The sequence below is a fragment of the Roseovarius sp. THAF9 genome, assembly GCF_009363715.1.
In the GTDB taxonomy this organism is placed as follows: domain Bacteria; phylum Pseudomonadota; class Alphaproteobacteria; order Rhodobacterales; family Rhodobacteraceae; genus Roseovarius.
The window spans coordinates 2,291,026-2,306,448 of the sequence record NZ_CP045404.1; the positions used below are offsets into that span (position 1 = coordinate 2,291,026).

Consider the following 15,423-nt stretch of genomic DNA (forward strand, 5'->3'; position numbering starts at 1 on the left):
CCGGCCCTTTTCTTTTGCCCAAACAACAGAATGCCGAAGTCTGCGGTTCCCGTCCCGGGCTCGACCCGGGACCTCACGGTCGGGATCAATTCGCTCAAGCTTGAAAACGCACCGCAGACACATCCTATCAAAGCAAAAGGCCGCGCCAGACGGCACGGCCCTTTTAGCATTACGGTCAGGCGGATCCTACTTGATCTTGCCTTCCTTGTACTCGACATGCTTGCGCGCGACGGGGTCATATTTGCGCACCGACATCTTCTCGGTCATGGTGCGGGCGTTCTTCTTCGTCACATAGAAGTGGCCCGTGCCGGCGGTCGAGTTCAGGCGGATCTTGATTGTGGTCGGCTTCGCCATGTTTGTCTCTCCTGCGGCGAGGTGTCAGCCACCCCGCGAAATTCGTCATGAAGCCCGCCTTTTATACGGGCGGGCCTGCATGTCAACCGGATTCTCCGCGCCTCAGTTCGAGCTTACGCGCGTCGGCATACGGTAGAAGTGATGAACCCCGATAGTGGTCGTTCGGGCGAAGGTACGCGACCATTTCGGGCTCACCGCCTTGGTATGGTAATGCGTCGCTCCGTCGGTCAATTGGCGCTTGGCGCCTTTGACCATCAGGTACGCCACCTTACCCGCCCGTTCGAAGGCGCGCTTCTCGTTGATCCGGTCGCTGTAGCCGTCGCAGGTGTAGGTGAACTGGCACTGGTACTTCCGCCCAGTCCCCTGGTGCACGACCCCGCAGATCGAGTCGGGGAAACGGGCGCTGTCGACACGGTTCAGAATGACCTCGGCCACTGCGAACTGGCCCTTCACGCTTTCGCCGCGCGCTTCGTGGTAAAGCGCCTCGGCAAGGCAACGCCACTGCTTGCCGCCGGTCTGGGCGGATTGCGCCGCCAACCAGTCGCGTGAATAGGTGACGTCGACGCCCGGGCGCTGCATGTATCGCGCCACCATATCTTCGGGGATAGAGCTCAACACGCGGTTCTCGTGCGCGTACAAACGGTTGATGTCCTGCTCGGCCGCAGCAGCCGTTCCAAGCAACATCGTCAAAGCTATCGCGAGGTTTCTCAAGGATCGCCTCCTTCAAAAAAAGACCCTACGGGCCCGTCAAGTCGCGGGAGGTACATAAAACGCCAACACGAGTCCAGCCCACCCCCATGCAACGCAGCTATGCAGGCGCCACCAGCGGGTCATGGATGAGCGGTTCTACGGCAGATATGGCGAAAACTTGCCGGGCCGCTACCCGATCTTGTCCTTAACGGCCAATTGTGCGGCAGCTAGTCGCGCCACCGGAACCCGGAACGGTGAACAGGACACATAGTCGAATCCCGCCGTCCGGCAGAAGGCTATCGATTCGGGATTGCCCCCGTGTTCGCCGCAGATCGACAAGGTCAGATCCGGGGCAACCTCACGGCCACGCCGTGCGCCAATCTCCAGCAACTCGCCCACGCCGTCCACGTCCAGCACGTGGAACGGATCTTCGGGGTATACGCCCTGCTGCACGTAATGCGACATGAACCGGCCCGCGTCATCACGGCTGAGGCCATAGGTCATCTGCGTCAGGTCGTTTGTCCCGAAGCTAAGGAACGACACATGCGGCGCAATCTCGGCGGCCCGCAGCGCGGCGCGCGGGGTCTCGACCATGACACCCAAACGATAGGTGAAATCGCGTCCGGTCTCGCGGCGCACAGCATCCGCGACATTGTCGACATTCTCGCGCACGAGTTCGACCTCGCGCATCGCCGACACCAGCGGAATCATGACTTCAGGCACGACCGGGTCACTCTCGTGGCTGGCGGCTACCGTCGCCTCGAAGATCGCGCGGGCCTGCATCTCGTAGATCTCGGGCACTGCGATGCCGAGCCGCACGCCCCGCATGCCCAGCATCGGGTTGTATTCACCCATCGACTCGACGCGCTCGGTCACATCAGCCACCGGCAGGTCCAGCGCGTCCGCAAGCTCGCGTATGCCCTCGCGGTCTGCCGGCAGGTATTCATGAAGCGGCGGGTCGAACAGGCGAATGCAGACCGGCATGCCGGACATGATACGGAACAGGTCTATGAAATCCGCCCTTTGCATCGGCAGCAAGACCTCCAGCGCCGAGGCGCGGTCCTCGCTGGTATCCGCAAAGATCATCTCCCGCATCGCCACAAGGCGGCTGGGTTCGACAAACATGTGCTCGGTCCGGCACAGCCCGATCCCCTGCGCCTTGAAGGTCAGCGCCAGTTCGGCATCGGCCTGTGTGTCGGCATTGGCGCGCACCTCGATATCGCGCAAATCGTCCGCCCAACTCATCAGCGTCTTGAACGACTCGTCCCGCGCGGCTTCCAGCAGGCGCGGCTCGCCGGCCAGTACCTCGCCGCTGGTTCCGTCGATTGTAATCTGATCCCCGGCCTGCAGGCTGCGCCCGTCGGGAAAGACCAACCGCTTGCGTTTGATCTGAAAGGTGATCTCGGATGCGCCCACAACGCAGGGTTTGCCGATACCCCGCCCGATCACGGCGGCATGGCTGGTGATCCCGCCCCGCTCGGTCAGAACGCCTGCGGCGGCGTGCATCCCGCGAATGTCCTCGGGGCTGGTCTCGCGCCGCACAAGGATCGCTGCCTCACCCCGAGAATCCGCCGCCTGCGCGTCCTCGGCGCTAAACACGATCTTGCCGGTGGCCGCGCCGGGGCTGGCGGCGATACCGCGCGCATAGACGTCCCGTTTCACCTCCGGATCGATCTGGCGGTGCAGAAGTTCATTCAAGGCCCGAGGCTCGATCCGCATCAACGCCTCCTCACGGCTGATAATGCCGTCCTCGGCCAGCGACACGGCGATGGCAACCGCAGCGCGGGCATTGCGGGCCACGCGTACCCCGTCCAGCAGGTAGACTTCGCCATTCTCGATGGTGAACTCGGCCTGCATTTCCTCGCACAGCTTCTCGCGCATAAGCTTTGTGCATTGCTTCAGACGCTCAAAGGCCTCAGGTGCCAGCTCTTCCAACGAAGGACCGCGCGGGTCCTTCTGCAGGAACAGCGCCTCCTTGCTGGCCTTCAGCGCCTCGCGCCCCTGGCTCTGACTCAGGTAGCGCCCGGTGCAGCGCCGATCGCCGGTGACGCTGTCCACCAGTTGCATGACGCCAGAGCCACATTCGCCCTCGCCCAGCCCCAGCGCCATTTCCTGCACCACGAGGCCCAGCCCCGCATCCGCAGGCGCCCCCTTGGCCTGCCGCAAAAGCCGCGCCGTGGTGCCCTGCCACGCCCGCGCCATCGAACGCAGCACGCCCAACAGTTGCACCTTAGCATCCTGTGGGAATTCTTCCTCGACTTCTTCCTCATAGGCAACCAATGCCTGGCCCACCGCCTTGACCGGATCGTCGTCCAGCGAGTCGAACATGTCCGGATCGGCGCGCGCCACATGGACCGCGTAGGCCTGTACGAAGCGCACGTACAGACGCGCCGCAGCCGGTTTACCGATCCGCTCGGACAAGTCGACGAACCGCGCGTCGTTCATCCCGATATTCAGAACCGCCCCTGGCCCTCCCCAGTCGGGGTCTTCGGACGAAGGCCGCACGCACAGCACCGGCAACTCGCCGAACGGGTCCAGCAAGGACGCCATGTCAGGCACTTCGCCATCCGCGACACACCTGACCGCTTCGAAAGACAAGGCAACGGTACGCGGCACCGGCAGGTCCAGCCGCACCAGCCGCTGAAGGCATTTCGCCCGCCCGCCATGCGTTGCTATGGCAATCGGCGCATCGGGTGTGATCGGCGTGATATGTTCAGGGCCCTGCTGCACTGCGGCAATCCTTTTCTGGCCCGCAGAATACGCAAGCCAAACTATTAGGCAAGACCTGTCGAGTGCCCCGCTACGGTTTGCCCTATTATCCTTCCAGCCGTCGTAAATCCGCCGCCTGAAGACAGATCTGGCGGATAGAGTGCAGCATGTTCAGACGGTTGCGCCGCAAGATCTCGTTGTCGGAGTTGATCTGCAGCGCCTCGAAGAATGCGTCGATAGGCTCGCGCAACGCGGCCATAGCGCCCATGGCGCGGGCGAAATCCTCATCCTGCTCCGCAGCGGCGATGCTTTTTTCCGCATCCTGCAAGGCCGCGAACAAGGCTTTTTCGGTGTCGTCCTCGGCAAACTTTGGATCGGCGCCAAAGGAATACTCGACGCCGTCCTTCTCCTCGGCCTGCGTCAGGATGTTGTTGGCCCGCTTGAACCCCTGCACGAGGTTCTCGCCGTCCTCGGTCTGCAGGACGTCCTGCAGCGCGCGCGCACGGGACACGATCAACGTGAAATCGTCCCCACCGGCCAGCGTCAGGCAGGCATCGATCACATCATGCCGCAGCCCCTGATCGCGCAGGTAGACCTTCAGCCGATCATGGAAAAACGCAAGAAGGTCGGTGCTCAGGTCCGGCACCAGCGCCCCGACTGTGCGCAGAACACCATCCTCCGGCAGGTCCTTGTCGTCTTTCGCCTTGACCCGGTCGATCACCGCGTGAAAGGCCGCGCCGAAGACGCCGTGATCGGCGATTTCGTCCAGCACCTCTTCCAGCGTGTCGATCTCGTCGGGGCTGGCGTTCCCGGCATTCAGCTTGATCTTATGCCGCAAAAGCTGCGCATCAATGAACCGGTCCAGCCTGATGCGCAGGTTGTTGTCCAACACCAGCCGGATCACCCCGAGTGCCGCGCGACGCAGCGCGTACGGATCCTTCGACCCCGTCGGCTTCTCATCAATCGCCCAGAACCCGGCCAGCGTGTCCAGTTTGTCCGCCAGCGCAACGGTCACCGAGACCGGGCGCGACGGCACCGCGTCAGACGGGCCAAGCGGCGCGTAATGCTCTTCGCAGGCCGCCGCAACATCCTCGGACAACCCGGCCTCGGCCGCGTAATACCGCCCCATGATCCCTTGCAATTCGGGGAACTCGTAGACCATCTCGGAACTCAGATCGGCCTTCGCCACCTTCGCCGCCTGTTCCGCCAGATCAGGATCGGCGCCCACCACCGGCGCGATCTCCCGCGCCAAGGCCGCAATGCGGGCGATCCGCTCAGCCTGGCTGCCCAGCTTGTTGTGGAAGGTCACGTTCTCCAGGCTTTCCAGCCACGGCCCCATGCCCTCTTTCGCAATGCGCAGATCATTTTCCCAAAAGAACTTGGCATCCGCCAAACGCGCGGCCAGCACCTTTTGGTTGCCCGCAAGGATCGTCGCGCCCTGATCGGCCGTTTCACGGTTGGCCACGGTCACGAATTGCTCGATCCGACCCGTCTTGGGATTGCGCACCGAAAAGAACTTCTGATGCTCCTTCATCGAGGATTGGAGCACCTCGGGCGGCAGGTCCAGAAACTCCGCCCCAATCTCGCCCATCAGTGGCACGGGCCATTCCACCAGCCCCGCGACCTCTTGCAACAACCCCTTGTCCGCGACCACGTCAAGGCCACGAGCAAAGGCCAGGTTCGTGGCCTCCTGCCAGATGTGGCCGGCGCGTTCCTCGGGATTTAGTACCACATGAGCACGCTTGAGCTTCGCCGCGTAATCCTCGAAAGACGTGACTGAAAAGCGCCCCTGCGCCATGAACCTGTGCCCCTCGGTGGTGTCACCCGTCTTGATGCCGTCAACGTCCAGCGGCACGACCTGCGCCTCGCCGGCGTCGTCGGTGAGGATGCACAGGATCGAATGCAAGGGCCGCACCCAGCGCAGGCTGCCCGCGCCCCAGCGCATCGACTTGGGCCAAGGGAAATTGCGGATCGTGTCGTCCAGCACTTCGGCCACGATCTCGGACGCCGGGCGGCCCGGCTTGGTGATGGTCGCGAAGTAGACCTGCCCCTTCTTCTCGTCGCGCACCTCAAGGTCCTCACGCGCCACGCCAGCACCGCGTAGGAAACCTTCAATGGCTTTCTCTGGCGCATCCACGCGCGGCCCCTTGCGCTCTTCGTGCAATGTCGGGCTCTCCGAGAGCAGTCCTTCCAGCGCCAATGTCAGCCGCCGCGGCGTGGCAAAGGCCGCGGCCCCTGCATAGGTCAGGCCCGCCTCGACCAGCCCGTCGGTCATCCGCTTTTTCAAGTCCTCGCAAGCCCGTGCCTGCATCCTGGCCGGGATTTCCTCGGAGAAAAGTTCGATCAGAAGGTCGGGCATGATGTCACCGGAACGTCTTGGGTCAACGTCCCGGTGCTTAACGGGCCTGCCGCGGCGCGGCAAGCCGATAGAGTGCGATTAGCTGGCGGTAACGCTGCGCGCCTCGGTCTTGGCTCTTGCCTTGGCGGCTTGCGCCATGCTCCGTATGTCGCTGCTGTGGCCGACACCCGGCACGATCCGGTACCGCGCCTCCACGAAATTCTCGATGCCGAAACCGATGATCCCCAGTGCGATCACACCCAGCAGAACCCGACCACCGGTCAACCCACGGATGTATTCGAGGGCACCGCCCACGCCCATCGCAGAGGACGGATCGGAATTCATCGCCGCAAAGCCGAGGAAAACGCCCACGATGGCCAGAACGATGCCGTAGCTGACGAAGCCCCAGCGCAACAGCGGTTCAAGCTTTTGCGTCTTCTCGTTGTTCTGAATGTACCGTTTGTACTTCTTTTTCCAGCCCTTGATCACGTAATGGACGCCCGCGCCCAGGATGCCCAGCGCGGCGACCCCTGCAATCCACTTGCCACCGGGCATCTGCAGGATCTTTGCGGTCCAGTCCGATGCGCCACCGCCGCCCGAGCTGCCGCCGACGCCCAGCGCCAGCGAGGCCATCGCCACACCGAGACCAACGTGGATCAACCCGGTCAAGACCAGCGCAAGCCGCTGGAACATGCCCTTTTCCTCGTCGCCACGATTTTCCAGATCGAAATAGGCCGCAATAAAGCGCCAGATGCCATAACAGACAAACCCGAAGGCTACGAGCCAAAGCAAGATCTGGCCGAACGGCGCATCGCGCAAGGTTTGTAGCGCACCCTTGGTGCCCTCGGTGTTGCCGCCCCAAAAGGCAGCCGACATCGTCAAGCCGCCAAGAATGAGATAGACCAGCCCGCGAGCGGAATAACCCGCCCGCATCATCGGAATGACCCAGTCGGGTGCTCTCTGATCGGCCATAACGCGTCCTCCGCTGCTGTTGGGCGTTGCTAGGACAGCGTGCGAGGCCGGTCTAAAGTTCCTTAATTATCTGGATTATCTTCACGCGGCGGGCATTCCTCGCCTACAACGGTGCCATCGTAAGCCTTGTCACCGCATTCGTTCAGCTCGTGCCAGACATAGCCGCGCCCGTCCTCGGTGACGACCACGATCCGGTCGATCCCGTAACCGATATTCTTCTCACCAAGAAAAGCCAGCGCGGTGCCCGTTTCAAGTTCATCGGCAATGACTTCCGCATTGAAACAGTCGAACCATCCCGGCGCGGTCAGCGGCTCGGCGCCCTCATACATCTCATAGGTCTCGGTCAGCATTGCCTGGCTCATCTCGGTGGTGAAACAGGCACGATAGCGGATCGGGCTGCTGCTGGCGTCGATCGCTTCGAAATTGTCATACAGAACCGGCTCGGGCTCCCCGGTGGCCAAGTTCACCATGCGCACGTCATCGGTGCCCGTCGCCTCGACCGGCTCGTAGAAGTGGTAGACCTGCAGGTAATACATGGCCGCCCCGGCCAAGAGTGCAATCATGACAATCCCGATCCCGATGACCTTACCCATCAGCCGCCCTCCGCGCCCGTACTCACGCGGCAAAGCCGCCATCGGCGGTCAGCACGTACGCATCGGCGCATTTCTTGGCCAACGCCCGGACACGCCCGATATAGGCCTGCCGCTCGGTCACGCTGATCGCGCCGCGCGCATCCAGCAGGTTGAAGATATGACTGGCCTTGATGCACTGATCATAGGCGGGCAGCGCCATGACGATCCGACGACCGGTCTTGGGGTCCAGCTCGGGCTCGTTCAGGATGCGGTCGCACTCGGCTTCTGCCTCGACGAAATGACGCAACAGCACGTCGGTGTCCGCCACGTCGAAGTTCCACCGCGCGAATTGCGCCTCGGCCTCCAAGAACACGTCACCATAGCTTAGCGCGATGGGCGCGTCGGGGTCGTTGAAGGGCATGTCCATCACATGGTCGACGCCCAGAACGTACATCGCCAGCCGCTCAAGCCCGTAGGTCAGCTCGCCCGAGACTGGGTGACAATCATGCCCGCCCACCTGCTGGAAATAGGTGAACTGGCTGACTTCCATCCCGTCGCACCAGACTTCCCAGCCAAGGCCCCACGCGCCCAGCGTCGGGCTTTCCCAGTCATCCTCGACAAAGCGGATATCGTGCATCTCCATGTCGATGCCGATGGCTTCAAGACTGCCGAGGTACAGCGCCTGCAGGTCCGGCGGGCTGGGTTTGATCAGCACCTGGTACTGGTAATAATGCTGCAACCTGTTGGGGCTTTCGCCGTAGCGCCCGTCGGTGGGCCGGCGTGACGGCTGAACATAGGCGGCGGCCCAGGCGCGCGATCCCAGCGAGCGCAGTGTCGTGGCCGGGTGGAAGGTCCCCGCCCCCACTTCCATGTCATAGGGCTGCATCACGGCACAGCCCTTCACGGCCCAATAGGCCTGCAAACGCAGGATGATTTCCTGGAATGACCGCGGTTTGCCAATGCTGTCGCTCATGGAATGTCCTCCGGGTCGCCCCTCGTGGTCTTCGGCTCTTCCCTACGGCGCTCTCACCCAAGGGTCAATTGCCCTGAAAAGCCATATTTTGGATGCATGCACCCAAAGATTTGCTTAAAAGCGGGGAAGAGCAGAAACAACACCGAATTCGGCAAGGGACGTACATGTCGCGCATCTTTCTTACCCTCGCATTTCTGGCCGTCACCCTTGTGGCGCCGATCGCCGCCAAGGCGCAGGTTTTCATCCAGATCGAGGCGCAACCCAGCCTCTCGCGCGCCGAGGACAGTGCGCGCCGGTACGCGGGTCAGATGCAGGATGTGAACGGCTTTGCCCTGGGCGGTGGATGGTACGGTATCGCGCTTGGGCCCTACTCCGAAGAAGATGCCAACACGATCCTGCGCAACCTTCGATCGTCCCGCCTGATCCCACGCGACAGCTACATTGCCGAAGCGGCCGAGTTCGGTCGCCAGTTCTGGCCAGTGGGGGCCAGCGTTCTGAACCGCCCGACACAGGATGTCACCGAAGGCACCGGCACAAACAGCGCGACAGAGGGGACCGAGCAGCAAACCACAATCGTCGAGCCCAAGCCAGAGCCGGAGCCGTCCGACGAAACGGTGCGCGAGGCCCGCGCCAGTGAGGCGCTTTTGACCCGCGAAGAACGCGCGGCCTTGCAGGAAGCCCTGAAATGGGCGGGCTTTTACGGCGGCGCGATCGACGCCGCGTTCGGTCGCGGCACGCGCGGCTCGATGGCCCGCTGGCAGGAGGCGAACAACTTTGAGGCCACCGGCGTTCTGACCACCCGCCAGCGCGCGGAACTCTTCCGGCAGTATAACGAAGTCCTCGAAGGCCTGGACCTGCGTGTCGTTCGCGACACCGGCGCAGGCATCTCGATGAAACTACCGACCGGGGTGGTGGAATTTTCGAGATACGAACCGCCCTTCGCCCATTATGACGCCACCGGCGACATCGACGCGAAAGTCCTGCTGATCAGTCAGGCCGGGGACCGCGCCACCCTCGCAGGGCTTTACGATATCATGCAGACGTTGGAAATCGTGCCGCAAGACGGGCCGCGCAATCTCGAAGGCGACTCCTTCACCCTGATCGGCGAGAGCGCCTATACCATTTCACACACTCAAGCCTGGCTGCGTGACGGGCATATCAAGGGCTTCACCGTAGTTTGGCCCGCGGGCGACGAAGAGCGCCGCACCCGGATGCTTGGCGAAATGCAGGAGAGCTTTTCGCGCCTCGATACCGTGCTCGATCCGACGGCCGGCAGCAACGACGTGCAAAGTATCGACCTTGTCGCGGGGCTGGAAATCCGCAAGCCCAAGATCTCGCGCTCGGGGTTTTACGTCGATCGTTCCGGAACGGTCGTCACCACGACCGAAGTGGTCGCATCCTGCGGGCGCATTACCCTTGACGAAACCATCGAAGCCGAAGTTCAGACAGCGAATGACGAAACCGGTATCGCGGTCCTGCGCCCAAGCACGCCATTGGCTCCATTGGGCGTCGCGGCCTTCCAGCAGAACGCTCCCCGCCTGCAATCGGACGTGGCCGTCGCTGGCTACTCCTACGGCGGCGTTCTCGGCGCGCCGTCTGTCACCTTCGGACAGCTGGCCGATGTGCGGGGCCTGAACGGCGAACAAGAAATGAAACGCCTTGCGCTGAACGCGCTGGATGGGGACGCCGGCGGGCCGGTCGTGGACGCGGGCGGCGCCGTTGTCGGGATGCTTCTGCCTGCCCGCGACAACAGCCGGCAATTGCCCGAGGGCGTCAGCTTTGCCGCCAATGCCGAGACGATCCGCCAAGTGCTGGAACAGGCCGGCATCACACCGTCCGCCACCAACGGTAACGGCCAGATGCCGCCCGAAAGCCTCACGGAGCGCGCGTCGGGCATGACCGTTCTCGTCAGCTGCTGGGAATAACCGAGCCAATACCGCTAAAATCGAACGGGAACTCCGCCGTCAGGCCACATTCCGGACAAAGCCATTCCATTTCATGCCTCGATACCGCCTCTCGGGTGTTGCGGGGCGCCGGCCTATTGGATCGGCCTTGTATCTGGAGTGGACCGACATGTTCAAATCAACCGTTCTCGGCGCAATCGCGCTCAGCTTTATTTCGGCGTCGACAGCGCAGGCCGATCTTTCGGCGGACGTGGCCGCATCATTGCACCTTGCAAGCGATGCAAGTGCTGCTCCTGCCCTGAACCACCAGGGCCAATGGTGGACACATCCCAAGGGCTGCGAATACTCCCGCGCGGGCCGTGGAGGAGAGACGGTCTGGTACCTCATCATCAATACCGCCCGGCCCGGCTGCCCCAAATACATCGTCAGCTACAGCCCCTACAATGACGTCTATTGAGTAACGCAGGCAGGGTGCGTCGAGCATTTGCAAATGATGCAAGTCAGCAGCGGCGCGTCGCTTTCATCGTTCCCGAAATACGCGTGCCCTGCCCTCAGCCACCAATACCGGCTTTGACGTGAATGAGCGTCGGTCGGTCCGCATCGAATGCCGCGCGCACCGCCGCGCCCATGTCGTCAAGGCTGCCGGGCTGAACAGCATGGGCGCCATAGGCTTTCGCCAGAGCACAGAAGTCCGGATTTCGCGCGACCACCGCATTGGGCGCGATCTGAGACCGGATCATCGCATCCTCGATCTCTTTGAGCTTGCCATTGTCCCACAGGATGATCGGCAACGGCAAGCCATGCTCGACGGCCGTTCCCAGCTCCTGCACGGTATACTGAAAGCCGCTGTCTCCGCAGATCGCGAGCGTCGGTTTTCCCTCCCGCGCGATGGCCCCGCCGATCGCGGCGGGCATCCCGTATCCCAGCGTGCCGTATCCGAACGGGTGATGCCAATGCCCGGGGCGATCCATCGGCCAGACTTCCTTGGCGGCATAGGCAAATTGCGTCATGTCCGAATAGATCATCGTCTCTGCCGGACAGGCAGCGCGCAGCGCGTCGACCACCGGCATGATGCCGGGGCGTTCGGCCTCCACCTCGACCCGCCAGCGCGACTTTGTGGCCGCAACGTCCGCCGCATCCCACTTCGGCTTGGCTTGGTCAGGCAAGCTCTCTGCCAGCGCCCTCAGGAACGCGTCCGCGTCGGACAGAATGCACAACTCGGCCTGTGGATGCTCCAGCTCCACCGGGTCGATGTCCACCCGGATCATCCGCCCTTCATGGCCCAACTCTTCGCGCCAAAGGTCGATCTCGGACAACTCGGACCCCACGACAAGCACCAGGTCGGCCCGTGCCAATATCTCTGCGCTGTCCGGCCGCGCCAGATACGCCCCGAAATCAAGCGGCAGGTCGGCCCCGACGACACCACGTCCGGCATAGGTCGTCATCGTGGCCGCGCCACTGCGCTCGACCACCGCCCGTGCTGCCGCGCCTGCCCCAACGCAGCCCCCACCGAACAGGATCATCGGGCTTTTCGCCATTTGCAGGGCCTCGGCCACCGCCGCTACATCGTCGGCTCGCGCCACGGGTCTCTTGGCGCGCGTCTGGGCAGAGGCCGGCGCCGGATCGGCCAGGCTGCCGCCAAGAGCGATCGGCACTTGCAGGTGCTTGGTGCGGGGCCGCGCAGTGGCGAACTCGTTGAACGCCCGCTCGACCAGGGCGTATGTGGCCTCGGCCGACTTCGTCTCATGGCTCCAGTCGCAGATGCAGCGCGCCGCGCCTTCCTGGTCGATCATCTGGTGCAACTGCCCGCGCCGCGCCGCCGTCTCGTCAAGGCAGCTTGAGATCACCAACAGCGGCACGCTGTCCGAATAGGCCTGTCCCATCGGCGTCATCACATTGGTTAGGCCCGGGCCGGTAATGACGTAGGCAACCCCCGGCTTGCCCGACGCGCGGGCGTAACCGTCGGCCATGAACCCTGCGCCCTGTTCATGCCGGGCCAGCACGTGGCGGATGCCTGCTTCCTCAATGCCGCGATACATCTCGACATTATGCACCCCCGGGATACCGAAGATCACGTCGACCCCGCGGGCCTTCAGCATGTGCGAGATTTGTGCGCCAAGTGGTCGCTGAGTCATCAGGCCCTCCAGAAAGAAAGTGTGAAAATTGCAAAGACGGCCAGAAGCTCCAGCCGTCCAACGAGCATCGCCGCGATTAGGATCCACTTCGCGGTGTCGTTGAGCGGCTGGTAATTGCCCGCCGGTCCGATGATTTCCCCCAGCCCCGGACCGATATTGGCCAGCGCCGAGGCTGCGCCGGACACCGACGTGGTGAAATCCAGACCGGTCATGCCAAGCGCCACGGACACTAGGCCCATCGTCACCACGAAGAAAACGAAGAACGACATGACCGAGCTCAGGACATCTTCCGAAATTGCGCGCCCGTCATAGCGGGGCGTGAACACGCCGTGCGGCGAATAGATCCGCTGAAGTTGCGAGCGCACCGATGCGAACAGCAGCTGATAGCGGAAGATTTTGATCGAGCAACTGGTCGACCCGGCGCAGCCACCAATGAGGCCAACGAAGAAGAAAACCGAAACAAGAAACGGACCCCAACCCATGTAATCCACACTGGAATACCCGGTGCCGCTTATGATCGAGGTGATGTTGAACGCCGCCTCCCGTAAAGCCTGCTCGGGATTGTGCGGGAAGATCGTCATCAAGACAGCTGCCGTGCCGAAAACAAGGATACCGATAGTCACCAGGAATGCCCGGATCTGACTGTCCTTCAAAAGAACGTTGCTGCCCGCCAAGAGCTGCACGTAGCGCACGAAGGGCAGCGCCGCGAGGATCATGAACACCGTCGCGACCCATTCCGCCGACCCTTGGAACGTGCCGAAAGACGCGTCATACGAGGAAAAGCCGCCCGTCGACACCGTGGTCAGCGCGTGCATGGTGGCATCGAACGTGTTCATGCCGGTCATCATGTAGCATGTGATGCACGCCAGCGTCAGACCGAGATAGATCACCGAGATACGAGAGGCGATCTCGGTGGCGCGCGGAAGGATCTTGCCCATGGTGTCGAACGCTTCGGATCGGAAGATCTGCATACCGCCCACGCGCAATTCGGGCAAAAAAACCATCGCCACAACAATGATACCGATACCGCCAAGCCATTGCAGGATACCTCTCCACAAATTCAGGCCCTTTGGCAAAGTATCCAGACCCGACAACACGGTAGAGCCGGTCGTGGTCAGGCCGGACATCGCTTCAAAGAAGGCGTCGACAAGGGTCGAATTGGTCGCCCCCAGAATGAACGGCATCGCGCCAAAGATAGGCAGGATGACCCAAACGCCGGTGGTCAGAAGGAAGGTCTGTTGAATTGTCAGCCCTTCGCGGACCCCGTTGCGGCAGGACAAGGCGACCAGACCGCCGAAGAGAACCGTGAGGATCGCGCTTTCCGCGAAGACCTGCCAATGCTCGCGGCCTTCAGCGATATCCACCATCATGGGCAGAACCATCGCCAGGCCCAGCGCCATGACCGTCAGGCCAATCACATATCCAACCGGGCGAAAATCCACCATGGATCGAAGCCTTGGCCTCGGTTTTGGCCTATGTCAAGCCGCTCCGCGAGGGCCCTGTAAGCAAGGGCGCTCGCGGGGCTGGAAAGGTCGTCAGGCGTAGAACAGGTCTTGGAAGACGTGGCGCACGATATCTTCGCGCTTGATGCCCATCTCGGCCAGTTCTTCGTCGCTTTTCGCAGTCAGTTCCTCGATCAGACCGCGGCGCGACATGATGCGCGCGTGCTGGTCAAAACGCTCCACAATACCGTGGAACACGCGAGTGAAAAAGCCGCCGTGATCAAGATTGGTTGTGCTAGTCGCCATTTGGAAACCTCAAGAATGTTGCTTCGGTTTCCTCCCTGATACCAAGGTAGGCCAGACTATCGGTCAGCACCACTGCCATACTCGAAACCCCGGCTTGCACGCACTGCAACCCGGGGTTTTCAAATGGTTACTTACCGCTTTCGCCGCCAGCGGTGCTACGGTCCGGCATGGCGGGCGGAGCCGAAGGCTGACGCGGACGCTTGGCGTTGCTGTCCTTTTCCGTGGTCGCCTCGGGCGTCGGAAAGGTCGTGACGTTGCTTGCCTCGGGTTGTGCCTTTGTTTGGCTTGGTGACTGCGAGGCCGGTGCCGCCGCGGGCTTGGAAGCTATGGGGTTCGCCTTCGCCGTGGCCGGTTCGCCCGCTGATTTCGCAGCCGGCTTCGACACAGACTTGGTGGCGGGTTTGGAAGCCGCCTTGGTCGCGGGTGCGGATGCCGTCTTGGTCGCCGATTTCGCCGCGGGCGTGGGTGCGGCTTTCGTCGCGGATTTTGCCGGTTTTTCTGCGGCAGGTTTGGCAGTCGATTTCGCTTCCGATTTCAAAGTCGGCTTGGCTTCAGGCTTCGGTGCGGGCTTTGCCACCGGTTTCGATGCAGTCGTCGCGGCCGGTTTGGCTTTTGTTTTTGGCGCGGGCCTAGCCGCCGGTTTCGATGCGGTTTTCCGGACCGCTGATTTTGCCTTGGTTTTCGCAGTCGGCTTCACCGTGGCGGCAGGCTTGGCGCCCGCCGATGTCAGACCTGGCAGACCAAAGGCCGCACCCATGAACTGAAGCTGTGACTCGTAGGCGGCGCGACCGACCACCTGCATCAGTCTCAATTGCTTTTCCACCATCATCCCGCTCAGTTGCAGGCCCGTCACAGACGCTCTCAGCGGCGCTGAATAAATATCCATTGCTCCATCCCGTGTTGACTCGCCCTTCCGGGCAGAATTGCATCGCTATTATATCATCTTTGCAGCCGCAGAAAAGGACATGCCGCGCCGCAGCTAGCTCTGCGACCGCTTCCGGCGGGCTTTTGCCAAAGGTTTCAGCACG

General features: G+C 62.4%; 13 protein-coding genes. 3 read left to right on the forward strand and 10 right to left on the reverse strand.

The features are described from left to right. Positions 1-186 precede the first annotated feature (186 nt). From rpmG to FIU86_RS11440, 7 genes are all read right to left on the reverse strand, one after another. Positions 187-354 carry a 50S ribosomal protein L33 gene (rpmG, locus tag FIU86_RS11410; protein WP_050927593.1) on the reverse strand — a complete coding sequence of 56 codons (168 nt, stop codon included), beginning with the start codon at positions 352-354 and terminating at the stop codon, positions 187-189. Positions 355-456: 102 nt separating this feature from the next. Further along, on the reverse strand, positions 457-1,065 hold the full coding sequence (locus tag FIU86_RS11415) for a cell wall hydrolase (protein WP_254703810.1): 609 nt from the start codon (positions 1,063-1,065) through the stop codon (positions 457-459). A 168-nt stretch (positions 1,066-1,233) separates the two neighbouring features. Continuing rightward, complete coding sequence (locus FIU86_RS11420; protein ID WP_152475199.1) at positions 1,234-3,774, reverse strand: putative PEP-binding protein; 2,541 nt, start codon at positions 3,772-3,774, stop codon at positions 1,234-1,236. 85 nt (positions 3,775-3,859) lie between these two features. Then, positions 3,860-6,112 (reverse strand): glycine--tRNA ligase subunit beta, encoded by a 2,253-nt coding sequence (glyS, locus tag FIU86_RS11425; RefSeq protein WP_152475200.1) that lies wholly within the window; start codon positions 6,110-6,112, stop codon positions 3,860-3,862. 78 nt (positions 6,113-6,190) lie between these two features. Next, complete coding sequence (locus FIU86_RS11430; RefSeq protein ID WP_152475201.1) at positions 6,191-7,063, reverse strand: DUF1206 domain-containing protein; 873 nt, start codon at positions 7,061-7,063, stop codon at positions 6,191-6,193. Positions 7,064-7,125: 62 nt separating this feature from the next. Continuing rightward, the gene (locus tag FIU86_RS11435; RefSeq protein ID WP_152475202.1) at positions 7,126-7,656 is read right to left on the reverse strand and encodes a DUF6446 family protein; all 531 of its coding nucleotides are present in this window, start codon (positions 7,654-7,656) and stop codon (positions 7,126-7,128) included. A gap of 22 nt (positions 7,657-7,678) precedes the next feature. Next, positions 7,679-8,608 (reverse strand): glycine--tRNA ligase subunit alpha, encoded by a 930-nt coding sequence (locus tag FIU86_RS11440; protein WP_152475203.1) that lies wholly within the window; start codon positions 8,606-8,608, stop codon positions 7,679-7,681. A 164-nt stretch (positions 8,609-8,772) separates the two neighbouring features. Between FIU86_RS11440 and FIU86_RS11445 the strand changes: the two genes are divergently transcribed. Beyond that, on the forward strand, positions 8,773-10,533 hold the full coding sequence (locus tag FIU86_RS11445; RefSeq protein ID WP_152475204.1) for a serine protease: 1,761 nt from the start codon (positions 8,773-8,775) through the stop codon (positions 10,531-10,533). Between the two features lie 148 nt (positions 10,534-10,681). Further along, on the forward strand, positions 10,682-10,969 hold the full coding sequence (locus FIU86_RS22805; protein ID WP_254703811.1) for a hypothetical protein: 288 nt from the start codon (positions 10,682-10,684) through the stop codon (positions 10,967-10,969). Positions 10,970-11,063: 94 nt separating this feature from the next. Here FIU86_RS22805 and FIU86_RS11455 read toward each other — a convergent pair whose 3' ends face one another. The 3 genes from FIU86_RS11455 to FIU86_RS11465 form a co-directional block, all read right to left on the reverse strand. Next, positions 11,064-12,647 carry a 5-guanidino-2-oxopentanoate decarboxylase gene (locus FIU86_RS11455; protein ID WP_152475205.1) on the reverse strand — a complete coding sequence of 528 codons (1,584 nt, stop codon included), beginning with the start codon at positions 12,645-12,647 and terminating at the stop codon, positions 11,064-11,066. Next, on the reverse strand, positions 12,647-14,092 hold the full coding sequence (locus tag FIU86_RS11460) for a TrkH family potassium uptake protein (protein ID WP_152475206.1): 1,446 nt from the start codon (positions 14,090-14,092) through the stop codon (positions 12,647-12,649). Before FIU86_RS11460 ends, FIU86_RS11455 begins: the two co-directional genes overlap by 1 nt. A gap of 90 nt (positions 14,093-14,182) precedes the next feature. Then, the gene (locus tag FIU86_RS11465; protein ID WP_152475207.1) at positions 14,183-14,395 is read right to left on the reverse strand and encodes a hypothetical protein; all 213 of its coding nucleotides are present in this window, start codon (positions 14,393-14,395) and stop codon (positions 14,183-14,185) included. Between the two features lie 200 nt (positions 14,396-14,595). On the opposite strand from FIU86_RS11465, the gene FIU86_RS22710 reads away from it, so the two are divergent. Continuing rightward, the gene (locus tag FIU86_RS22710) at positions 14,596-15,159 is read left to right on the forward strand and encodes a hypothetical protein (protein ID WP_216647176.1); all 564 of its coding nucleotides are present in this window, start codon (positions 14,596-14,598) and stop codon (positions 15,157-15,159) included. Positions 15,160-15,423 lie beyond the last annotated feature (264 nt).